This is a genomic window from Nonomuraea sp. NEAU-A123 (assembly GCF_018603905.1).
Lineage (GTDB): Bacteria > Actinomycetota > Actinomycetes > Streptosporangiales > Streptosporangiaceae > Nonomuraea.
Window position 1 is genome coordinate 74,301 of record NZ_JAHFZZ010000035.1, and the last position, 21,413, is coordinate 95,713.

Annotated in this window: 23 protein-coding genes; 7 read left to right on the plus strand and 16 right to left on the minus strand. The window is 70.9% G+C overall.

Annotated elements, in window-relative coordinates:
- Positions 1 to 23: 23 nt before the first annotated feature.
- Together KLK06_RS54500 and KLK06_RS54505 are read right to left on the minus strand one after the other, a co-directional pair.
- Complete coding sequence (locus KLK06_RS54500) at positions 24 to 185, minus strand: hypothetical protein (protein ID WP_214643779.1); 162 nt, start codon at positions 183 to 185, stop codon at positions 24 to 26.
- Positions 182 to 1,813 carry a sodium:solute symporter family protein gene (locus KLK06_RS54505; RefSeq protein WP_214643780.1) on the minus strand — a complete coding sequence of 544 codons (1,632 nt, stop codon included), beginning with the start codon at positions 1,811 to 1,813 and terminating at the stop codon, positions 182 to 184. Before KLK06_RS54505 ends, KLK06_RS54500 begins: the two co-directional genes overlap by 4 nt.
- 75 nt (positions 1,814 to 1,888) lie before the next feature.
- On the opposite strand from KLK06_RS54505, the gene KLK06_RS54510 reads away from it, so the two are divergent.
- Positions 1,889 to 2,668 (plus strand): putative hydro-lyase, encoded by a 780-nt coding sequence (locus KLK06_RS54510; RefSeq protein WP_214643781.1) that lies wholly within the window; start codon positions 1,889 to 1,891, stop codon positions 2,666 to 2,668.
- A 9-nt stretch (positions 2,669 to 2,677) separates the two neighbouring features.
- Here KLK06_RS54510 and KLK06_RS54515 read toward each other — a convergent pair whose 3' ends face one another.
- Positions 2,678 to 3,301, minus strand: a complete 624-nt coding sequence (locus tag KLK06_RS54515; protein WP_214643782.1) for an AAA family ATPase — start codon at positions 3,299 to 3,301, stop codon at positions 2,678 to 2,680.
- A gap of 88 nt (positions 3,302 to 3,389) precedes the next feature.
- Between KLK06_RS54515 and secY the strand changes: the two genes are divergently transcribed.
- Complete coding sequence (gene secY / locus KLK06_RS54520) at positions 3,390 to 4,679, plus strand: preprotein translocase subunit SecY (RefSeq protein ID WP_214643783.1); 1,290 nt, start codon at positions 3,390 to 3,392, stop codon at positions 4,677 to 4,679.
- A 36-nt stretch (positions 4,680 to 4,715) separates the two neighbouring features.
- Here secY and KLK06_RS54525 read toward each other — a convergent pair whose 3' ends face one another.
- From KLK06_RS54525 to KLK06_RS54540, 4 genes are all read right to left on the minus strand, one after another.
- Positions 4,716 to 5,366, minus strand: coding sequence for a response regulator transcription factor (locus tag KLK06_RS54525; protein WP_214643784.1), 651 nt, complete (start codon positions 5,364 to 5,366; stop codon positions 4,716 to 4,718).
- 77 nt (positions 5,367 to 5,443) lie between these two features.
- Positions 5,444 to 6,628: a histidine kinase gene (locus KLK06_RS54530; protein WP_214643785.1), complete on the minus strand. Its 1,185-nt coding sequence runs from the start codon at positions 6,626 to 6,628 to the stop codon at positions 5,444 to 5,446.
- A 48-nt stretch (positions 6,629 to 6,676) separates the two neighbouring features.
- Positions 6,677 to 7,066: a PPOX class F420-dependent oxidoreductase gene (locus tag KLK06_RS54535; RefSeq protein WP_214643786.1), complete on the minus strand. Its 390-nt coding sequence runs from the start codon at positions 7,064 to 7,066 to the stop codon at positions 6,677 to 6,679.
- 34 nt (positions 7,067 to 7,100) lie between these two features.
- Positions 7,101 to 8,009: an aryldialkylphosphatase gene (locus KLK06_RS54540; RefSeq protein ID WP_214643787.1), complete on the minus strand. Its 909-nt coding sequence runs from the start codon at positions 8,007 to 8,009 to the stop codon at positions 7,101 to 7,103.
- Positions 8,010 to 8,171: 162 nt separating this feature from the next.
- Here KLK06_RS54540 and KLK06_RS54545 point away from each other — a divergent pair, with 162 nt between their 5' ends.
- Positions 8,172 to 8,627, plus strand: a complete 456-nt coding sequence (locus tag KLK06_RS54545) for a TIGR02611 family protein (protein WP_214643788.1) — start codon at positions 8,172 to 8,174, stop codon at positions 8,625 to 8,627.
- 54 nt (positions 8,628 to 8,681) lie between these two features.
- Positions 8,682 to 9,644, plus strand: coding sequence for a hypothetical protein (locus KLK06_RS54550; RefSeq protein ID WP_214643789.1), 963 nt, complete (start codon positions 8,682 to 8,684; stop codon positions 9,642 to 9,644).
- On the opposite strand, the gene KLK06_RS54555 is transcribed toward KLK06_RS54550, so the two are convergent.
- The 3 genes from KLK06_RS54555 to KLK06_RS54565 all read right to left on the minus strand — a co-directional run bounded on the left by KLK06_RS54555 (position 9,641) and on the right by KLK06_RS54565 (position 10,941).
- A complete protein-coding gene (locus KLK06_RS54555) occupies positions 9,641 to 9,934 on the minus strand; it encodes a co-chaperone GroES (protein WP_214643809.1) in 294 nt (97 codons plus the stop codon). The genes KLK06_RS54550 and KLK06_RS54555 overlap by 4 nt on opposite strands.
- Before the next feature lie 76 nt (positions 9,935 to 10,010).
- Positions 10,011 to 10,661 (minus strand): endonuclease/exonuclease/phosphatase family protein, encoded by a 651-nt coding sequence (locus KLK06_RS54560; RefSeq protein WP_214643790.1) that lies wholly within the window; start codon positions 10,659 to 10,661, stop codon positions 10,011 to 10,013.
- Positions 10,627 to 10,941, minus strand: coding sequence for a hypothetical protein (locus tag KLK06_RS54565; protein WP_214643791.1), 315 nt, complete (start codon positions 10,939 to 10,941; stop codon positions 10,627 to 10,629). The genes KLK06_RS54560 and KLK06_RS54565 overlap by 35 nt, the downstream gene beginning before the upstream one ends.
- 66 nt (positions 10,942 to 11,007) lie before the next feature.
- Here KLK06_RS54565 and KLK06_RS54570 point away from each other — a divergent pair, with 66 nt between their 5' ends.
- Positions 11,008 to 12,261: an ArgE/DapE family deacylase gene (locus tag KLK06_RS54570; RefSeq protein WP_214643792.1), complete on the plus strand. Its 1,254-nt coding sequence runs from the start codon at positions 11,008 to 11,010 to the stop codon at positions 12,259 to 12,261.
- On the opposite strand, the gene KLK06_RS54575 is transcribed toward KLK06_RS54570, so the two are convergent.
- A complete protein-coding gene (locus KLK06_RS54575; protein ID WP_214643793.1) occupies positions 12,212 to 13,507 on the minus strand; it encodes an NAD(P)/FAD-dependent oxidoreductase in 1,296 nt (431 codons plus the stop codon). The genes KLK06_RS54570 and KLK06_RS54575 overlap by 50 nt on opposite strands.
- A gap of 248 nt (positions 13,508 to 13,755) precedes the next feature.
- On the opposite strand from KLK06_RS54575, the gene KLK06_RS54580 reads away from it, so the two are divergent.
- Positions 13,756 to 14,331, plus strand: a complete 576-nt coding sequence (locus tag KLK06_RS54580) for a TetR/AcrR family transcriptional regulator (RefSeq protein ID WP_214643794.1) — start codon at positions 13,756 to 13,758, stop codon at positions 14,329 to 14,331.
- A gap of 9 nt (positions 14,332 to 14,340) precedes the next feature.
- Here KLK06_RS54580 and KLK06_RS54585 read toward each other — a convergent pair whose 3' ends face one another.
- The 3 genes from KLK06_RS54585 to KLK06_RS54595 are packed head-to-tail and all read right to left on the minus strand — an operon-like array spanning position 14,341 to position 17,206.
- Positions 14,341 to 15,153 carry an ABC transporter ATP-binding protein gene (locus tag KLK06_RS54585; RefSeq protein WP_214643795.1) on the minus strand — a complete coding sequence of 271 codons (813 nt, stop codon included), beginning with the start codon at positions 15,151 to 15,153 and terminating at the stop codon, positions 14,341 to 14,343.
- On the minus strand, positions 15,153 to 16,160 hold the full coding sequence (locus KLK06_RS54590) for an iron chelate uptake ABC transporter family permease subunit (protein ID WP_214643796.1): 1,008 nt from the start codon (positions 16,158 to 16,160) through the stop codon (positions 15,153 to 15,155). The genes KLK06_RS54585 and KLK06_RS54590 overlap by 1 nt, the downstream gene beginning before the upstream one ends.
- Positions 16,157 to 17,206, minus strand: coding sequence for an iron chelate uptake ABC transporter family permease subunit (locus KLK06_RS54595; protein WP_308168933.1), 1,050 nt, complete (start codon positions 17,204 to 17,206; stop codon positions 16,157 to 16,159). The genes KLK06_RS54590 and KLK06_RS54595 overlap by 4 nt, the downstream gene beginning before the upstream one ends.
- Positions 17,207 to 17,298: 92 nt before the next feature.
- On the opposite strand from KLK06_RS54595, the gene KLK06_RS54600 reads away from it, so the two are divergent.
- Positions 17,299 to 18,297 (plus strand): ABC transporter substrate-binding protein, encoded by a 999-nt coding sequence (locus tag KLK06_RS54600; RefSeq protein WP_214643797.1) that lies wholly within the window; start codon positions 17,299 to 17,301, stop codon positions 18,295 to 18,297.
- Here KLK06_RS54600 and KLK06_RS54605 read toward each other — a convergent pair.
- Positions 18,281 to 20,704, minus strand: a complete 2,424-nt coding sequence (locus KLK06_RS54605) for a helicase-associated domain-containing protein (RefSeq protein WP_214643798.1) — start codon at positions 20,702 to 20,704, stop codon at positions 18,281 to 18,283. The two genes, KLK06_RS54600 and KLK06_RS54605, sit on opposite strands and share 17 nt — an antisense overlap.
- A 79-nt stretch (positions 20,705 to 20,783) precedes the next feature.
- Complete coding sequence (locus KLK06_RS54610; protein ID WP_214643799.1) at positions 20,784 to 21,290, minus strand: ATP-binding protein; 507 nt, start codon at positions 21,288 to 21,290, stop codon at positions 20,784 to 20,786.
- Positions 21,291 to 21,413: the final 123 nt, after the last annotated feature.

Genomic DNA, 21,413 nt, shown 5'->3' on the forward strand with positions numbered 1-21,413 from the left:
CGACGGGCCGGCCGCCCCCGGCGTCAGACGCGCTTGACGCGGGCCCAGATCACGAAGGCGCCGCCGAAGACCGCCATGGCCAGCCCGGTCCACAGGTTGACCGCCGCCCCCACCAACCCGGCGACGATCAGGATCACCCCGTAGATCAGGAACAGCCCGCCGATCACCATTCTGATGTCACTCACAGGATCACTCCGTACAACGCGGCGGCTATGACGACCGCGCCCGTCCCGAGGATCACGGGCGAGCGGTACCACTTCTTGTCACCGGCCAGCGCGTCGTCCGACAGGTCGGCCGCGCTGAGCCCGTACACCAGCCCCCGCAGCTCCTCCTCGGGCTTGGCCGTGGTCACCAGGGTGACCAGCACCGAGACGATCACGTCGACGACGAAGGCCACGCCCGCGCCCCAGAAGCTGGCGTTCAGCTCGGTGCCGAAGTCGATGATCCCGGCCTTGTACGAGATGTACGAGGCGAACCCGGACCCGATCCCCGCGAGCAGGCCCCAGAAGCCGGCCCACGGCGACATCCGTTTCCAGAACAGCCCGACGATGAAGGTCGCGAACAGCGGCGCGTTGAAGAACGAGAACAGCGCCTGCAGGTAGTTCATGATGTTGGAGTAGCCGGCCGCGATGAACGCGGTGCCGACGCCCAGCGCGACGCCCGCGACCGTGGCGATCCTGCCGACCCGCAGGTAGTAGCCGTCCGGGCGGTCCTTGGCCAGGTGCGCCTGCCAGATGTCGTTGGTGAACACCGTGTTGAACCCGCTGATGTTGGCCGCCATCCCGGCCATGAACGAGGCCAGCAGCCCGGTCACCGCCACCCCGAGCACACCGTTGGGCAGCAGGCTCCCCATGAGCAGCGGGATCGCGTTGTTGTAGGCCTGACCCTTGCCTAAGTCCTTGAACAGGACCAGGGCGATCAACCCCGGCAGCACGGTCACCAGCGGGATGAACAGCTTCGGGTAGGCCGCGATGATCGGGGTGAGCCGGGCGGCGTTGGTGTTCCTGGCGGATAAGGCGCGCTGCACCTCGGCGAAGTTCGTGGTCCAGTAGCCGAAGGACAGGATGAAGCCCAGGCCGAACACGATGCCGAGCCAGTGGGCGTCCATCGGGTTCTTGCCCGCGGTGTCGGCCCAGGTGTGCAGCCCGGCCTCGCCGAGCGCGCTCTGCCGAACCTTGTCGAACAGTCCGGAGACGCCGCCCACCTGGTTCAGCCCGAGGATGGTCAGCGGGATCAGCCCGGCCAGGATGACGAAGAACTGCAGGACCTCGTTGTAGATCGCCGACGACAGCCCGCCGAGCGTGATGTACGACAGCACGATCACCGCCGCCACCACCACCGACACCGGCAGCGGCCAGCCCAGCAGGGCCTCCATGACCAGCGCGAGCGCGTAGAGGTTGACCCCGGCGATGAGGATCTGGGCCACGGCGAAGGAGAGCGCGTTCAGCAACTGGGTGGCGCCGTTGAAGCGGCGCCCCAGGAACTCGGGGACGCTACGCACCTTCGAGCGGTAGTAGAACGGCATCATCACGATGCCGAGGAACACCATCGCGGGCACGGCGCCGATCCAGTAGTAGTGCACGGTCATGGCGCCGTACTGCGCGCCGTTGGCGGCCATTCCCAGGATCTCGATCGCACCCAGGTTGGCCGAGACGAAGGCGAGACCGGTGATCCACGGCGGGAGTCCACGGCCGGCCAGGAAGAAGTCGAGGCTCGAACTGATCCGTCGCTTCGCGGCGAACCCGATGCCGAGCACGGTCGCGAAGTAAATCGCGATGAGCGCGTAGTCGAGGAGGTTCACATCAAGGCGCACGGCGTTCGCTACTACCCCGGAACATCAGAGTATGCCGAAGATTGCGGGCCCAGTTTCCGGGCGTAATGTCGAAGCGTGGATGTCGCAGACCTGACCCCGGCTCAGGCGCGGGAGCGCTTCCGCGCGGGCGAGCGGGTGCCCACCGCGGGTTGGTGCAGCGGGTGGACGCAGGCCAACCTGATCGCCGTGCCCAAGGAGCTGGGGTACGAGCTGCTGCTGTTCGCGCATCGAAACGCGCAGGCGTGCCCGGTGCTGGACGTGGGGGAGCCGGGGGCGTGGTCCACCGCGCTGTTCCCCGGCGATCTGCGTACCGATCTGCCCGGGTACCGCCTCTATCGCGACGGGCGGGCCGTCGCCGACCTCGACGACGTGGTCGCCGAGTGGCGTGACGATCTCGTGGCGTTCCTCATCGGCTGCAGCTTCACCTTCGAGCAGGCGCTGCTGCGGGCCGGGGTGCCGATCAGGCACCTGGAAATGGGGACGAACGTGCCGATGTACCGGACGAGCGTGGAGTGCCAGCCGTCCGGCATCCTGTCCGGCCCGCTCGTCGTGTCGATGCGGCCGGTCCCGGAGGCGCTCGTGGACGTCGCGATCGAGGTCACCCGCCGGTATCCGCAGGTGCACGGGGCGCCGGTGCACGTGGGCGACCCGGCCGCGATCGGCATCGCCGACCTCGGCCGCCCCGACTTCGGCGATCCGGTGGAGGTGCGTCCCGGCGAGGTGCCGCTGTTCTGGGCGTGCGGCGTGACACCGCAGGCGGTGATCATGGCCAGCGGCGTCGACTTCGCGATCGGCCACCTGCCGGGCCACATGGCGATCATCGACGCGCGTGACGACGACTATCGAGTGCCTTGACGCGACATTTCATCGTGTGTCCTTTAGCGGGGCTCGCGGCGATATGCCCGCCGTGTCGTTTAGTGGGGCTCGCGGCGATATGCCCGCCGCCGTGAGCTGCGCGCCGACCGGCGGCGCGCCACGCCGGTTGTCGATCTCCAGATACGGTACGGCCGGCGGCTCGGACACCCGGATCGCCGCCAGATAGGCGTCGAACGCCGCCAGCTTGCCCGCGTCCTTCTCGAACCCCCTGGCCACCAGGCGCTCGCGCAGCGTCGGGCCGTCGGAGCGGACCCAGATCAGCCTGATCGGGGGACCGCCCAGCTCACCGGCCCACCTGTCCCACAGCTCCGCCGAGTGCACCTGCGTGGTGAACGGGCCGTCGAGCAGCACCGGGCAGCCGTGCTCGCGGATCTGCCTGGCGGTCCTGGTGAGACCCGCGTACTCGTGCACCTTGATGTGCTCGTCGTACCACGGGCCCTCGCGCTCGCCGTGGTGCCGGCCGTACCCCTGGAGGATCTCGGCGGCGAAGCCGCCGTACAGGGTGTCCTTGTCGAGCAGGGCGGGCGGCGGGTCGAGGCGGGCGAGCAGCTCCGCCGCGACGGTGGACTTGCCCGCGCCCGGCGGCCCGCTGATGACCCATAGCGTGCTCATGTGATCAGTCTCGCGTACGCGGATTTGCGTACGCGGGTGCCGCTCCTCGGCGGACGACCTCCGGCGGGGGCGCCGACAGACTCGGCTCATGCTGACCGTGCTGTTCAGGGCGTTCCGGGTGCCGGATCTCCGTAAGAAGTTACTGTTCACGCTGGCCGTCATCGGGCTGTTCCGGCTGGGGCAGATCCTGCCGTCGCCGGGGGTGGACGTCGTGGCGGTCCAGCAGTGCCTGGGGACGGCGCGCGGCGGGTTGTTCGACATGGTTCAGCTGCTCAGCGGGGGCGCGATGCTGAAGCTGTCGGTCTTCGCGCTGGGCGTCATGCCCTACATCACCGCCAGCATCGTGATGCAGCTGCTGGCCGTCGTCGTGCCCCGACTCGAAACGCTCAGGAAGGAGGGGCAGTCGGGGCAGGCGAAGATCATCCAGTACACGCGGTACCTGACCGTGGGGCTGGCGGTGCTCAACGCCACCACGGTCGTCGCGCTGGCGCGCGGCGGTCAGCTGCTGCCGGGGTGCGCGCGGCCGCTGCTGCGCGACGAGAGCCTGCTGGGCGTCGCGGTGGTCGTGTTCACCATGGTCGCGGGCACCAGCATGGTGATGTGGCTGGGCGAGCTGGTGACCGACCGGGGGATCGGGAACGGGATGTCGATCCTGATGTTCACCCAGGTCGTGGCCTTCTTCCCGTCGTACCTGTCGACCATCTTCATGCTCAGCCCGTTCGCCTTCGTCGTGATGCTGGTGACCGGGGTGTTCCTGGTGGCGGCCGTGGTGTTCATGGAACAGGCGCAGCGGCGCATCCCCGTGCAGTACGCCAAGCGGGCGGTGGGGCGGCGCATGTACGGCGGGAGCAGCACCTACATCCCGCTGAAGGTCAACCAGGCGGGCATCGCGCCGGTCATCTTCGCCACGTCGCTGCTGTACCTGCCGACGCTGGCCGCTCCGCTGCTGGGCGACGAGGTCGGCGGGTGGCTGTCGCGGAACCTCACCGGTGGGACGCACCCGCTCTACATGATCGGATTTTTCCTGCTGATCGTGGGATTCGCGTACTTCTACGTGTCGATCACCTTCAATCCCGTCGAGGTGGCGGAGAACATGAAGCGGTACAGCGGGTTCGTGCCCGGGTTGCGCCCTGGCAAGCCGACCTCGCGGTACCTGGCGTACGTGCTGTCACGCCTGACCGCGACCGGCGCCGTCTACCTGGGGGTGCTGGCGCTGCTGCCGCTGCTGGCCTTCGCGATCCTGCGGGATCCGAGCACGCAGCAGAACTTCCCGTTCGGGGGGACCAGCATCCTGATCATGGTGGGTGTGGGTCTCGACACGGTGAAACAGATCGAGGCACAACTCCAGCAACGCAACTACGAGGGCTTCCTCAGATAGTCACGTTGGTACGGCCAGTCGCGTTGGTACGGCCGGTCACGTTGGCACGGCCAGCCCGGCCCGCATGGCGAACACCACCAACTGGGCGCGGTCGCGGGCGCGGAGCTTGACCATGGCCCTGCTGACGTGGGTGCGGACGGTGTCGGGGCTGATCACCAGCTCCTTGGCGATCTCCTCGTTGGACCTGCCGGTGGCAACCCAGGCGACGAGCTCGCGCTCGCGTGGCGTGAGGGTCTCGAGCCCCTCGACCGGCTCGGTGCCGTGCCGACCGAACAGGCCGATGACCTTCCTGGTGATCGCGGGCGACAACAGCGCCTCGCCCGCGGCCACCACCCGGACCGCGCCGGCCAGTTCGTCGGGGGCACTGTCCTTGAGCAGGAACCCGCTGGCACCGGCCTGCAGCGCGGCGAAGACGTACTCGTCCACCGCGAACGTGGTCACCACCACGATCCTGGTGCCGCTCAGCTCACGATCACCGGCGATGGCCCGCAGCGTCGCCAAGCCATCCATCCCGGGCATGCGAATGTCAAGCAGCAGCACGTCCGGCCGCGTACGGCGGATGAGCTGAAGCGCCGCCGCACCGTCGGCCGCCTCACCGACACACTCCAGCCCCGGCTCCCGCTCCAACAGCGCCCTGAGCCCCATCCGCACAACGGCCTGATCGTCAGCGACGGCCACCCGGATCACCGGGCCGACGGCATGTTCTGTTGGCGGGGTGGGGCGATCGGGTTGAGCGGGGGACGGGGGAGCGGAGTATGGCCCGGTCACGTCAGGTCTGCCGAGGAGTCAGCGAGGTTCAGGCGATCTGACGTGTCCTGGCGATCTACGGCGCTCTGGAATGCGACGCTCTCAGGGAACGTGGCGAGGACCTGGAAGCCGCCGCCCTTCCGCGGGCCCGCAGTGAAGTGGCCGCCCGCCGCGATCACCCTGGCCCGCATCCCGGCAAGCCCCCGGCCCTCCGCCGTCCCTGACCAGTCACGCTCGTCGGCCGCTTCCGGCCGGCCGTCGCCGCGGTCGGCGATCTCCAGGACGAGCCCGGCCGGGTTGCCGGACAGCCGTACGAGTGCTCTGGTCGGGCCGGCGTGGCGCAGGACATTGGTGAGCGACTCGCGCACCACCCCGTAGACGGTCGCGCTGAGGTGGGCGGGCACAGCGGGGTCGGCGGGCTCCACGTCCACCGGCAGCCCCGCAGCCCGGACCCCGTCGATCAGGCTCGGCAGGTCGTGAGCGCCGGCGCGCAGGTCGTAGGCGCTGTCGTATGGGTCGCGGGTGCTGTCACGCGGATCGAGGCGGTCGAGTGCGGCACGTAGCTGGGTGAGCGCCGTCGTGCTGGTCTCCTTGATCGCCAGCAGCGAGGCACGCGCCTGCTCGGGATCGTCGTCGAGCGTGATGAGCGCGAGCCCGGCCTGCATGGCGATGGCCGCCAGCCCGTGCCCGGCGGCGTCGTGCACCTCCCCGGCGATCCGCGCCCGCTCAACGGCGAGCACATCGGTCGGTGGCGCGCCTTGTCCGTGAACCGGCCGACCGACGGCCACGTCCTCTCCGTGGAGCGGCCAGACGGCGGTGGCGGCACCGTCGTTGCGGAACGCCCACCCCAGCCCGTCTTGCCGGGCATCGTCAGCCGGTGCGTCGTCACGGGAGGCGCGGACCGTGCGGTGCGTCGGCGCGACGCTGTGGGCCGGGATGCCCCAAGCCCTGGCGGGTGTCGCACCCGCAAGCGTGCCACCCCGTACGGCGTCGGAGGAGACGACCGGCGGCGGCTCGGCCTCCGCAGCGGCGGCGGCCGCGGCCGCGCGGGCCTGGGCCAGGCCGCTGAACGACCACGGGACAGCCAGCCACCCGGCCCAGGCCAACATGACCACGACCGGGACGTCACCCAGCCGGGCCATCCGGAACAGCGCCCTGAACGGCCTACGACGGCCGTCGCCGCTGTGCGTGTGCTCGGTCACCGTCCCCCCACCTGGCCAGGCTGGCTCAGCCCCTAATCCTAGCCAGTTTCAGACTTTCCGGTTGGCGGGCGGCCCGCCCAGACCCCACGAGATGATCTTGTTGGGGGTGATCCGGATCAGTTCGGCGCTGAAGCCGGGGAACGGCGGCTGCTGGTCGGCGAGCGCCTGCGCCGTTCCCCTGATCTCGATCCCGCGTACCACCCACGGGTCGGTGGAGGCCAGTTCGTCCACGACGAAGGCGACCGTGCTGCCCGCCGCGATGTTCCGATACTTCTTGGACTTGCCGAGATTGTGGCCGCCGATCGTGATCGCGCCTGCTTCGGCATCCACGAAGAAACCGACGGGGCTGTTCTGTACCTGCCCCTCGGGCGAGATCGTGGCCAGCCGGCCGAGCTGCTGGGTGGCGAGGTAGTCCAGCTCTTCCTGGGTGAATGTCATGGAAAGAAGCGTGCTACCTCAAGCGCGGTTCAGGTCAAGCGGATCCGCCGGTGAGCCAGCGCAGCGGGTTGTCGCGGGTGATGAGGCCGATCGTGTCCTCGCCGACCCCCGACTCGCGCAGGCGCGGCAGCAGCGTGTGGAAGAGGTGGGCGTAGCCGGGCCCGCCATAGCGGTTGACCTGCGCGATCCGGCTCACGCCGGTGCTGAGCAGGAGGCGCTCGGCGTGGCCGTCCTCGATGAGGTCGAGCACGATCCTGGCCGACTGGTCCGGGCCGGGGCCGAGCGAGCCCAGGCTGACGTACGCGCCGGCCTCGGCGATCTTGCGGGCGATGGCCGGGTCGGCGCCCGCGTAGCCGACGCTCACCCGGGCCCCGGGCAGGCCCTCGCCGAGGAGGATCTCCAGCATGGCCAGCCCGTTGTGCCCGTACGTGGCGACGGGCAGGCGGGAGGCCAGCGCGGCGCGGGCGGCGGCGATCAGGCCGCGTTCCTCGGCCGGAGTGGGCTCGGTGCCGCAGCAGCCGACCTGGCCGATCACGCCGGGGAACACGCCGATGCCATCGAGACCGTCGGAGATCTCGGTCATCAGCCGTTTCGTGAGCGTCTCGACGTCGGCGTCAGGGGAACCGGTGAACGGTCCGGCGAACAGGCCGGTCGAGGCGATCACCGGTACCCGGCTGCCGACCGCGATCCGGGCCAGGGCGGCGGCGTCGCGGCCCATGCCCAGGCAGGTGAGGTCGACGACCAGGCCGAGCTGGTCGGATTGGCGCAGCTCGAGGAGCTCGGCGGTGACGGTCTGATCCTCGTCGAGCCAGCGGTAGGGGTCGGAGTCGATGCCGACCGCCCAGCGCATGTCGGTGCGCAGGTGCTCACGGGATAGGACAGGACCGTCGATGGCGGTCGCGGGAACGGGACCGGTGACGGTGCGAAGTAGGGCCTCGGGCATAGGAGACGTTAACCGATTTTTGCCCGAAGTCGCCGATAAAAGCACGAAATTTTACGTTTGGGCTGGTTTGTGAATTGGGTGGGTCGTGGGCTTGATATGAGAGCCTATAGCGGGTTCTAGGGCCGTATCCTTGGGGGCACATCGACCGTGCGGGGGAGTACGTTGCCGATCCAGGACTCCGAGACCGGAGACGCCGACGCGATCAAGGACGAGTCAGCCGAACGTTCCAGCATGCCCGAGCGCCGTTCGGGCATCCACGGCTGGCTGGACGGCATCCGGTCCACCCGCGCCGGCCGGCTCACGCTGAAGATCGTCATTGGCACCATCGGCACGATCATGGTGGTGGGCGGCCTGATCATGGTGCCGTTCCCCGGTCCGGGCTGGCTGATCGTGTTCGCGGGGCTGGCCGTGCTGGCCACCGAGTTTCACTGGGCGCGCCGGGCGCTGGAGTTCGGCAAGCGAGTGCTGCACGACTGGACCGAATGGTACAAGCGGCAGGGCTGGCCGATCCGCGTCATCGTGCTCATCGTGACCGTGGCCGTCGCGGCCGTGATCGTCTATTTCGGGCTCAGGACGCTGGGAATCGATCTCATCGAACTGGCTCAGCGCATTATCTAGATCGGGTCGTTATCGCTGCCGGAAATGCCGCCGTCCGCGGCCTATCCTGCGGGCGTGATCGCCCACATCGCCGTCGCCCTGTCGCTCGCCCTGCTCACTCCGACCGCTGAGCTCCCGGCCGCCGAGCTCCCGATCGCCGAGCTCCCCACCGCCCAGGCGGACACACTGCCCCTCCCCGGCGTCAGTGTGAAATATCTGGAAAAAACGGGTGACCCCGTACGGCTCAGCAGCTACGGCCTGGGCACCAAGAGCACCTACCTCAGAGCCAGGACCGGCAACACGTTCGCCCAGCAGCAGACCCTGTCGGAGGCCGCGGTCTCGCCCGACGCCGCCACGGTCGCCGGCGTCCCCAAGTCCTACCGGGCCGGCTACGACTCCCTGCTCCTCACCGACCGCCCCAGCGGCAAGTCCAGGCGGGTGCGCACGGTCAAGAAACCGCTGGCCGCCTCGTACATCTCCTGGTCACGTGACAGCAAGCGGGTGGCGCTCACCGTCGAGCAGAAGGTCGGCGGGAAGTGGCGCGCCGTCGGCTTCACCGTCGTCGACGTGGTGACGGGCACCGCCCGCACGGTCCGCCCCACCGGGCTCGACGGGGCAGCGGACTTCTGGTGGACCCCCGGCGGCGACCTCGTCGCCAGGTTCGGCGACGGCCTGCGGACCTACCGGGCCAGTGACGGCGCGACCCTGCGCACGTTCGCGGACGTCGGGCTGCCGACCGGCCCGGAGGATGCCTATTCGCCGTCGGGCAGCCGCCTGACCACATGGTGCCCGTCACGCTTCAAGGAACAGCTCTGCCTGGTGAACCCGGCCACCGGCAAGATCGCGAGCCGGGTGGCCGTCAGTCCGGAGATGCTGTTCGGCTGGTGGGACGAGAGCCATGTCATCGCGGTCATGGCCCGTCAGGGCGCCTACCGCCTGTCGGTGGTCGACCTGACGGGCAAGGTGACCCGGGTGCTGGCCGACATCCCGTCCCAGGCGTGGAAGGCGAGCCTCTGGCTGACCTTCCGCCGGAACTAGAGGTAGAGGCCGGTGCCGTGATCGGTCTCCTGGGTGGCGACGGCGTGCAGGTCGCGCTCGCGCATGACGAGGTAGACCTGCGAGTGCAACTCCACCTCGAACTGGTCCTCCGGGTTGAGCAGCACCTTGTCGCCCACCTTGACCGCGCGTACGTTCGAGCCGACCCCGCAGACCTCGCCCCAGGCCAGCCGGTTGGCCATCTTGACCGTCGCGGGGATGACGATCCCGGAGCCGCTGCGCCGCTCCTCGGTCTCTTGCTCCAGCCGGATCATCACCCGGTCGTTCAGCATCTGTATCTCGAACTTGGGTGCTACCACGCGCCCAGTTTACGGTCAGCCGGGCCTCCGCTGCCCGGCAACTGGGCCGTCAGGGCAGCGTGAGCTCGGCGAAGACCGGCCGGTGGTCGGTGCGCTCCAGCCGCTCGACCGCGAACGCGCGCACCCCCATCCCGGCGGAGGCCAGCACATGGTCGATCACCACCCCGGGAGCCCGCCCGTTCTTGGGCCAATACGTCGCGCTGAACCCCTGCCCGGTGACGTCCGCCGCGTCGCGGTAGCCGGCGGCCAGCAGGTCGCGCATCGGTACGTGGTCGAGCGTGGCGTTGAAGTCGCCGGCGAGCACCCGCGTGACCCCGCCGCCGCGTGGCAGGGCGACCAGCCCCTGCCGCCAGCAGAGCGTCGGTCCGACGTACTGGGGCGCGCACGGGTGCACGGACACCACCTCGATTTTCGTCCCGCCCGGCGCCGTGAGCACCGCTCTGGCCTGCCCGAACGCGCCGAACTGGATGGCCGGTTCCGCCGTGAGCGGATAGAGCGAGTAGACACCGGAGCCGCCCACGCCGGGCAGCGCCCGCACCACGGCCTGCGGCAACGCCTTGCGCAGCCCCGCCCGGTCCAGGGCCGCCGCGGCCTTCGGCGTGAGCTCCTGCAGCGTCAGCACGTCCGGCCGGAGCCTGGTGACCAGGTCCATCAGCCCTGCCGGGTCACCCGAGCCCACCATCAGGTTGGCCGCCAGCACCCGCAGCCGGCTCGCCGCCGGTGCCGGTGTCGGCGAACCAGCGAGGCAGCACGGCCAGCGCCAGGGCCGCCGCGGTGACGAGCGCCACCGCCCCCGCGACCCGCCGCCGCAGCGCTCCGGCCAGGACGAGCGCGAGCACGGACCCCGCCGCCGCGTACGGCGTGTACGCCACGATCGGCACCCACGGCCACAACCCGTCGTACGGGCTCCACCGCAGCGCCGCCCACACCGCGAGCGGAGCCACCACCAACCACACCAGAACGCTCACCAAAGATCGCACCCGCACCTCCTCCCCTGTATTGCCACGAATCGCTACATGGGTTCACGTCGTGAGATCGTGTGCTCCATGCGCGACGCGGAAGCCAGGGTCCTGCAGGCCATCGACGACACCGAGACCGTCAACCTGCTGGCCGAGACCGTCAGAGTGCCCAGCGTGACCGGCACCGACGCCGAATCCGACCTGCAGCACCGCCTCGCCCGCGTGCTCACCGAGGCGGATCTGGACGTGGACGTCTGGAAGCTGGACCTCGACGCCCTCGGCCGCCGCACGGGCTTCCCCGGCACCGAGGCCCCCAGGACCGAGGGCTACGGCGTGGTGGCCGTGACCGGCGGCGAAGGCACCCCGGCACTGGCGCTGCAGGGCCACGTCGACGTCGTGCCCATCGGCGACCCCGTCCAGTGGGCGGGCAACGACCCGTTCGCCGCCAGGATCACCGGCGACACCCTGCACGGCCGTGGCGCCTGCGACATGAAGGCCGGGCTGGCGGCCAACCTCGCCGTCGTCCGCGCGCTCAAGAAGGCCGGGGTACGGCTGGCCAGGCCGCTCGCCGTGCACTGCGTGATCAGCGAGGAGGACGGCGGCCTCGGCGCGTTCGCCACGCTGGCCAGGGGCCACACGGCGGAGGCGGCGGTCATCACCGAGCCGACCGGCGGCGCCGTCATCACGGCCAACGCGGGGGCGCTGACGTTCCGGATGGAGGTGGCGGGCCGGGCCGCGCACGCGGCCACCCGGTACGAGGGGGTCAACGCGGTCGAGGTGTTCTGGCCGGTGTTCGAGGCGATCCGGCGCCTGGAGGCCGAGCGTAACCGTGACGTGCCGGCCCTGTTCGGTGGCAACGCGATGCCGTACCCGATCGAGATCGGCACCGTGCGGGCGGGTGACTGGGCGAGCAGCGTGCCCGATCTGCTCGTCGCGGAGGGCCGGGTAGGCGTCAGGCTCGACGAGGACCCGGCGGCGGCGCGGGCCGCGTTCGAGGCGGCGGTGCTGTCGGTCGCGCACCCGTGGCTGCGCGACCACCCGCCCGCGATCACCTGGCCGGGCGGGCAGTTCGCCAGCGGACGGCTGCCCGAGGCGCACCCGCTGCTGGCGGAGGTGGCGGGGGCCATCGCCGACACGACGGGCACGCGGCCGATCGAGAAGGCCGCGCCGTACGGGAGCGACCTGCGGCTCTACGCCGCGGGCGGGATCCCGGCGCTGCACTACGGCCCTGGCGACGTGCGGTACGCGCACGCCCCCAGGGAGCAGGTCGAGCTGCGGGAGCTGCGCGAGGTCACACGAGCGCTGGCAGCGCTCGTGGTGCGCCGTTGCGGAACACTCTGAGCAGCGCCCCTGGACTCATCAGCGACGGCGGCGCGTCGATCAGGTTCGCCACCCGGAGGAAGCGCCTGGCCAGGTCGGCGTCGTGTGCCGCCGCCGCGTGGAAGCGCTCCAGGTAGGCGTTGACCATCCGGATCTTCGGGGTGAGCTCCCCTTCCACGCCGGGCAGCCGCAGGTCACCGCCGACCACGATGTCCCAGGGTGCGTCGAGCACCTTGGTGATCCGCTTGAAGAACGGCAGCGGGCGCAGGTCGAGGTCGAGCAGGGCCTTGGCCTCCAGCGCGGCGACCGTCATGCCCTGGCCGTAGAACGGGTTGAACGCGCAGAGGGCGTCCCCGACGACCAGCAGGCCCTCCGGGAAGCGGGAGAGCCGCTCGTAGCGGTACCTGACGCTGGCCGGGGTGTGATACGAGCGCGGCTCCCCGATCGGCTCCGCGACGGTGATCAGCCGATGCAGGTCGGGGGCGGTCAGCGTCTCGGCGAACGCGGCGAACTGCCGGAGCGGCAGCTCCGGCCCGGCGCCGCCGTATCCGGCCATGGTGACGACCCAGCGGTCGTCCTCCAGCGCCAGCGCCACCCCGCCGCGCGGGATCTCGGCCGTGGGCACCACCACGAGGACCAGATCGCCGTCGAGCTGGTCCGGCCGGCGGACGAACTCGCGCGTGCCGTACCTCAGATCGATCGTCACCCGCTCCTCGGCGGGCCGCTCATAGCCGAGCTCGGACAGCCAGAACGGCGTGCGCGAGCCCCGCCCCGAGGCGTCGACGACCAGGTCGGCGGGCATCGGGTCGCCGTTCGCCAGCCGCACGCCGATGACCCGGCCCTGCTGGGCGAGCAGGCTGGTGACGGCGCGGTCAGCCAGCACGCGCACGCCGGGCAGGGCGGTGACACGGCGGCGGATCTGGCCTTCGAGCAGTGCTCGGCTGAGCGAGAGCCCGATCAGGCCGCTCTCCCCGCGGGCGAGCGGCTGCCCGCCGTGGATCCAGCGGGCCTGGCTCTGCAGGTCGCCCAAGAGCGCGCCCTGCGCGACGAGCTCGGCGGTGAGCCCCGGCAGCAGCTCGTCCATGACCTCACGGCCTCTGGCGAGCAGGCCGTGCGCGTGGCGGCTCTGGCCGACGCCCTTGCGATGGACGTCTACGGTGGGCAGCGTGTCGCGGTCGATCACCGTGACCCTGGCGTACCTGCGGTGCAGCGCGGCGGCGGACAGCAGGCCCGCCATGCTCGCGCCGATGACGACGGCGTGGTCCATGGTTGGTTCCCCCCTGAGGAAAAGTGTGGCTTCCAGAGGGTCACCCGGGCCGGAGTTCCGCTTCCACGTCCTTTGGCACGCTCCAAAAACGATGTTCTACGGGCAGGCCCGCTCCGTCGGGCAGCAGCGCGAAGCTCTTCTCAGGTGATGGTCATTGTGGCCTCCGGTTGAAATGGACTACAGTCCGGTTTGTGGATGGCTCGAAAGCTAACGGACCACGGTCCGCTTCGTCAAGGCAGCCGCTGGAGATGTTCCACGGGGGCCCAGTCAACGAACGCGCGGACGCGGCGCGCAACAGGGAGAAGATCCTCTCCGCCGCGGCCACGCTGTTCGCCGAGAAGGGGGTCGAAGCGGTCTCCATGGACGCGATCGCCACCGAGGCAGGGGTGGGGAAGGGCACGTTGTTCCGTAGATTCGGCGACAAGTCGGGGCTGGCGGTGGCGCTGCTCGACGAGCGCGAACGGGTGCTGCAGGAACGCATCCTGTCCGGCCCGCCGCCGCTGGGGCCCGGCGCCCCGGCCCGCGACCGGCTCACCGCCTTCGTCGACGCCTATCTGGACTACCTGTTCGCCCACCTCGACCTGGTACGCATGTCCGAGACGGCCAGTCCGGGCGCCCGCTACCGGATCGGGGCCTATCGCTTCTGGCACCGCCACACGGCGATCCTGCTGGCGGCCTCCCGGCCGGGGTCCGACGCCGACGTGCTGTCGCACGCGCTGCTCGCGGCCACCGCCGCCGAGGTGGCGGGGGTGCTCAGGGAGGAGTACGGCGAGGCCCGCGCGCGCGACGCGATCACCGCGCTGGTCGGGGCCCTTGTCGGATGAGCGGGGGTGTCAGGCGGTGGTCGTCACCCGGCGGCGCGCCTCGGGGATGATGAGCGGGGTGCCCGACTGAGGATCCTCGATGATCTCGCACCGCAGGTCGAACACCTGGGCCACCAGCTCGGGCGTGACGATCCCGGCAGGCTCGCCCTCGGCCACGATGGCGCCGTCGCGCATGACGATGAGGTGGGTGGCGTAACGGCACGCCTGGTTGAGGTCGTGCAGGACCGCCACCATCGTGCGTCCCGCCTCGTGCAGGTCGGCGCAGAGGTCGAGCACCTCGATCTGGTGGGAGATGTCGAGGAACGTCGTCGGCTCGTCGAGCAGCAGGATCGGGGTCTCCTGGGCCAGCGCCATCGCCAGCCACACCCGCTGGCGCTGGCCGCCGGACAGCTCGTCCACGATCCGGTCGGCCAGCTCGGACACGTCGGTGGCGCGCATCGCCTCGGTCACCGCGGCCTCGTCCGCGCGCGACCACTGCCGCATCAGCTTCTGGTGCGGGTAGCGGCCACGGGCCACCAGGTCCGTCACGGTGATCCCGTCGGGCACGATCGAACTCTGCGGCAGCAGCCCGAGCCGCCTGGCCACCTCCTTCGACGGCAGTGAGGTGATCACGCTGCCGTCGAGGTGGACCGCGCCCTTCCTGGGCTTGAGCATTCTGGCCAGGGCGCGCAGGAGGGTGGACTTGCCGCAGGCGTTCGGCCCGATGATCACGGTGAACGACTCGTCGGGGATCGTCACGTCCAGCTCGGCCGCCACGACCCGCTGGTCGTAGGCGAGGGTGAGGTCGCTGCCCGACAGCCGGGCGGCCTGGGGGAGTGCCATCAGTGGCGGTCCTTTCGCAGGAGCAGGGCGAGGTACGCGCCGCCGATCGCGGCGGTGAGCACGCCGACGGGCAACTGCGTGGGGGCGAGCACGCGCTGGGCGGCCAGATCCGCGCCCGTCAGCAGGACGGCGCCCATGAGCGCCGAGGCGGCCATCGTCACCCCGGGCGAGCGGGTCAGCCGCCTGGCCAGTTGCGGAGCCGACAGGGCGACGAAGATGACCGGGCCGGCGGCGGCCGTGGCGACCGCGCACAGCAGCACGCCCACGGCGATGGCCGTGGCCCGCACGGCCTCGACCCTGATGCCCATGGCCTTTGCCGCGTCGTCGCCCATCTCGATCATCCGCATCGGCCGCGACACGAACGCGCAGACCGGCAGCAGCACCGCGAGCGCCACCGCCACCGGGATCGCGTGGTCCCAGCCGCGCCCGCTGAGGCTGCCCGTGAGCCACGCGCCCGCGGTCGCGGCGTCGTTGATGTTGGCCCTGGTCAGCAGGTAGGAGTTGACGGACAGGAGCAGCGCGTTCGCGCCGATCCCGACGAGTACCAGCCGGTACCCCTGTACGCCCCCGCGATGGGCCAGCGCGTAGACCAGCACGGCGGTGCCGACGCAGCCCGCCAGCGCGCCGCCCGCGATCTGCAGTGCCGTGCCGCCCGCGATCACGCCGAGGATGCCGCCGGTCGAGGCGCCGGCGGTGAAGCCGATGAAGTCGGGGCTGCCGAGCGGGTTCCTGGTCAGGCTCTGGAAGATCGCTCCGCTCAGCCCGAACGCCGCGCCCACCAGCAGCCCGGTGACCACCCTGGGCGCGCGCAGCTTGCCCACGATCAGCTCGGCGACGGGCGTGCCGTGGCCGAACAGCGCGGTCAGCACATCGGGTATGGGCACGGTGAACTCGCCGGTCGCGATCGCCGCCACGGCCACCGCGAACGCGACCAGAACGAGGACCAGGCCGACGACGAGGGCCCGCGGCGCCAGCCGTACGGACCAGGGGCCGAAGCGTAGGCTCATAGCGCGGCCAGCCTCCTGCGCCTGGCCATCAGGATGAAGATCGGCGCGCCGAGCACGGCGCACATGATGCCCACCTGCACCTCGCCAGGCCGGGCGATGAGCCGCCCTGCCACGTCCGCCGCCAGCAGCAGCACCGGCGCGGCCAGCATCGTGTACGGCAGCACCCACCGCTGATCCTGACCCACCACGGCGCGTACGGCGTGCGGCACGGCCAGCCCGACGAACCACAGCGGCCCGGCCGCGGCCGTGGCCGAGCCGCAGAGCAGCGTGACCGACACGGCCGTGAGGACCCGGGTGCGGGTGACGGCCACGCCCAGCGCCTTGCCGGCGTCGTCGCCCAGCGCCAGCATGTTCAGCGGCCTGGCCAGCAGCAGCCCGACCACCAGGCCGATGACCATGAAGGGCGCGAGCCGCAGCAGCACGTCGGAGGTCTGCCCGGCCAGCGAGCCGGTCAGCCAGAACCGCATCCGGTCGAACGTCTGGGAGTCCATGCGCAGGATCGCCGAGGCCACCGCCGTGAAGACCATGCCGACGGCGATGCCGGCCAGCGCCAGCCGTACCGGACCGGCGCCCGAGCGGCCGGACGAGCCCAGCGCGTAGACGACGACGGAGGCCAGGGCGGCGCCGCCGAACGCGAACCACACGTAGGCGGCTGGGTCCGAGAGCCCGAACAGCCCCAGCGCGAGGGTGACGCCCAGCGCGGCGCCCTCGTTGATGCCGAGCAGGCCGGGGTCGGCCAGCGGGTTGCGGGTCAGGCTCTGCATCAGCGCCCCCGCCAGCCCGAGCGCGGCACCCACGCCGATGCCCAGCAGGGTTCGCGGGACGCGCAGCTCGCGGATGACCGTGTGGTCGCTCGACCCGTTGGGGGCGGTCAACGCGTCCAGCACCGTGGACAGCGGCACCGACCGCGCCCCCAGCGCCACGCTCGCCATCGCCACCAGCACCAGCACGCCGAACGCGACCACCAGCCCACCGGCCAGCGCGGCCGGACGCCCCCGGGGCACCACAGGCTCGTCCGCGACCAACGTTGTGACCTGCTCACCCACAGGCAACCCCACCCCCTTTCGTCCCAGCCGAATTTACGCGAGGCTAATGTAAAGCCCCAGTAGCAAGGCAAGCCTAACCTTAGGAGATTGACATGTCGGGACCGGTACTGCCTCGCAGGGGTTTCCTCGCGGCCACGGCAGGATTCGCGGCGGCCCTGACGCTGGCGGCCTGCGGTGACGGGGCCACCCCCACCCAGGCGGCCCCGACCGGAGCTGCGGGCGGGTGGACGTTCACCGACGACCGCGACAAGAAGCTGGACCTGCCCAAGCGCCCCAGCCGGGTGGTCGCCCAGGTCGGCTCCGCGGCGGCATTGTGGGACTTCGGCGTGCGCCCGGTCGGCGTCTTCGGCCCGCACAAGCTCAAGGACGGCACCAGAGACCCCCAGGTGGGCAACGTCGACATCACCAAGGTCCAGGGACTGGGCAACGTCTGGGACGAGTTCAACGTCGAGCAGTACATCGCGCTCCAGCCCGACCTGCTGGTCAGCAGCATGTACATCAAGGGCACGCTCTGGTACGTGCCGGAGAAGTCGAAGGCCACGATCGAGCAGGTCGCCCCGACGGCCGGCATCATGCTCACCGGGCGCAGTGCCATGCAGGTAATCGGCAAGTACGAGGAACTGGCCAAGTCGCTGGGCGCCGACATGCGGGGGGTGCCGGAGGCCAAGGCCCGCCTGGAGGCGGCCAGTAAGGAGCTGGCGGCGTTCAAGGACCTCAAGATCCTCATGATGTCGGCGGGCCCCGACTCCATGTGGGTGGTGAACCCGCCCGAGTACCCGGACATCGTGCACCTCACCCAGAACGGCCTGAGCGTGGTCACGCCGTCCAAGGTCGACGAGGGCGGCTTCTTCCAGACGCTGAGCTGGGAGAACGCCGACACCTACGACGCCGACGTCATCCTCTACGACACCCGCACCCAGTCGCTCAAGCCCGCGGAGATGATGAAGAAGCCCACCTTCGCCAAGCTGCCCGCGGTCAAGGCCGGACAGCTCTACCCGTGGAGCGCCGAGGCCCCCTACAGCTATCAGGGCTACGCCGACTTCGTGGAGGGCCTCGTGGCCAACCTGAAGAAGGCTAGTAAGCTCCCGTGACCTCGACGATCTCGGCCAGCGGGAACTCCAGGTAGTCGCCGGCCTCCTCGCACCAGGCGTCGAGGGCGCCGCCCTTGAGCTCGCCGTGGCTGATCGTCGCGGTCAGGCCGTCGGTCAGCGTGATGCCGGCCCGCACGCCCCGGTCGACGACGAAGCCCAGCAGTGACTGCTGCGCGGTCGGCAGCCTGGTCGCCATCCGGCCGATGACGGCCCAGGTGCGCCCGCTGCGGTCGTTCGCCGCGCGGTCGGCGGCGATCAGGCGGGCGGCGTGCTCGTGCGGGTCGGGGGTCGGCTCGGTGATGTTGTGCGGCATCGCCTCGAACTCCGCCATCGCCGCGAACTCCGACAGCTCGGCCACCTGGCCGCCGGGCAGCAGGATGAGCTTGCCGTTCGGCGGCTCCTCGACGCGGGTGCGGCGGATCGTGATCTCGCCGCCGCCGTCGACGACCGGGACGGGGGAGTAGCCGGCCTCGCGCAGCGCGCCGAGCGTCCGTTCGGCGCCCGCCGAGCTCACCAGCACGGTGGGGGCGAGCAGCCGCAGGCCGAGCCGGGCCAGCCGCCGGTGACCGGCGATCTCGGCGAGCAGGGCCGGGTCGGAGGCCTGCACCACGCAGCCCACCATGGTCACCGTCACCTCGCCGTGCCTGCGGGCCACGTCGTGCACGAGGTATTCGAGCGGCTGCGGGATGGTGCCGACGCCGGACAGCTCCGCCAGCAGCTCGTCGGCGTCGTAGCCGTGGTCCAGGGCGCGGCGCACGCTCTCGGTGGTGAACCGCCACACCGAGGCCGCGCCTCGCGACTCCCGCTCGGCCACCCGGTCGAGCAGCGCGGCCAGCTCGGCGGACGGCGGTCCCGTCACCACCGCGGTCAGGTCGGGCCCGAACAGCGCGCTCCTGCGGACGCTGGCCAGCGCCCTGGTCGACGTCTCCATGAGCATCGGGTCGTGCTCGACCAGCGGCACCGCGTCGTCGCTCTCGTCGCCCGCCTTGGCGGCCAGCCCGGCCAGCGCCCGGCCCAGGTCGGTGAGCGAGTCGTTGGCCAGCAGGCCGAGCAGGCGCGCCTCGTCGAGCACCGCGGACGTGCACTCGGCCAGCAGGGCCTGGTCGAGCAGCGGAGAGTGCCAGTGGACGTTGCGGACCAGGCCGGCGCGATCGGCGAAGGCCGTGCCGGACGGCAGGTGGGACAGGACCGACAGCACCGCCCGGCGCACGCGCGCCACGGCGGCGCCCGACTGGTCGTCGCCCAGCACAGTGCCGTACTTGCCGTCGATCTTGCGCAGCGACGAGCGCTCCATGCGCCACCAGGCCGACAGCAGCACCCGCAGCCTGGCCGAGCCCTCGTCGAGCCGCCAGCGGTCGAACCGCTCGGTGGGGATCATGCCGCCGGACGACTCGTCCCAGGCCAGCAGCCTGGCCACGGCGCAGACCTCCAGCAGCAGGCGGGTCTCGTCCTCGTCGCAGCCGGTCTCCTTGGCCACCCTGCGTACCTCGCGCACGCCCACGCCGCCGGTCTTCAGCAGCGGCAGCGGCGCCTTGGAGGTGTTGTCGAGCAGTGCCGCGCACCGTTCGACCACGTGCGGAGCGGCCAGCGTCATCAGGTGATCGACCTCTTCCGGGTCGATCGGGATCGTGACCACCTCGGGCGGCTCGGGGGTGAACGGCGGGTGGTAGCCGGGCCCGCGCAGGCCGAGCGCCACCTCGCGCGGCATCTCGGCGACGTGCCAGCTCGGCCGGTAGAGGAGCCCGTGGTCGGCGGACCACTTCTCCGGCGTGCCGGGGATGACGAACCGGCCGCCGTCGACGTCGCGTACCGGGCCGTCCCAGGCGAAGCCGTCGAGCAGCTTGACCGTGCCCTCGGGGGCGTGGCGCAGCAACGCGTCGAGCCCCGCGCGGTCGCTGAGCACCTCGCTCGCCCGGCTGATCGTGCGGCGCTTGTTGCCGTGGGGCGGGAGCCCCAGGTTGCGGGCGAGCGAGCGCAGCGTGTCGGCGCTGATCGTCCAGGAGTTGAGGTAGTGGTCGAGCGGCTCGCCCAGGCCGAGCGGCGCGGTCCACCACCGGGACACGGCCTCGGCCAGGCGGATGACGCCCTCGCTGTCGGGCCAGGCCAGCGCGTGATCATGGAGGAGGTCGAGCCAGGGGGTCATCTCCGCGGCCGGCACGCCGAGGAAGGCCGCCAGCCGTTCGGGAGTGGCGTGCCGGACGACCAGGCACGCCTGAGCCAGCTCAAGGCAGGGAAGAGGCAGGCCGCGCAGGGCCTCCATCACGGCGAATCCGTTGCCGAGCCGTTGGGCCAGAGTGTCGAGCCGCCGCGGCCAGGGCGCCGCGATGGCGTCGGGCCGGGTCGCCAGGATGCGTCCCAGCCTGTCTTCGTCAAGTGTTCGTAGCCAGCCGAGCAGGTGATCATCCATCTGTCAGCACTCTCATGGGGTCGCACGCAGGGACTCACCGTGAGCCATGAGCATCCACGGTAATGCAGATCACCCCCGGTCAGGAGAGGACTGCCCAGACGATCTTCCCGTGGGGTGCGAGTGCGGACCAGCCCCATCGATGGCTGAGCGATTCGACGATGTGGAGTCCGAGGCCGCCGGTGTCGAGAGGGCCAGGGTATCTCAGCGTGGGCACCGATGAGCCTGGATCGGTGAAGGCGCTGGTAACCAGGGGGCCGCGGCGCACCAGGGACATGTGGACCGGGCGCTGGCAACGGCCCTCGGCCAGGCGTAACCCGTGCCGCAGCGCGTTGGTCGCCAACTCGGAGACCACCAGTTCCATGTTCTCGACCAGCTCGCCGAGCCCCCATGCCGTCAGGGTGCCGTTGGTGTAGCTGCGGACGGAGTGGATCGAGGACGGCGTGGGCGGGAGCACGAACGTGGCGCTCATGGCCGGCCCTGGAACCAGCAGGTCACGCGCGGCCTCCGGCCACCACCCGACCGGGGGCCACCAGTCGAACGTGGTCCACTGGCCCTGCGTCACCGTGGTGGATTGCACATTGATCATTCTGGAGCAAACTCTCGTGCAGGTGCAAGAGCGAATGCACGTGCAGACACCCCGTGCAACCGCTACCTTTGCCTCAAAAGGTCAATCGGTGGGAAAGGGGATCTTGTCCGCGGCATATGATCT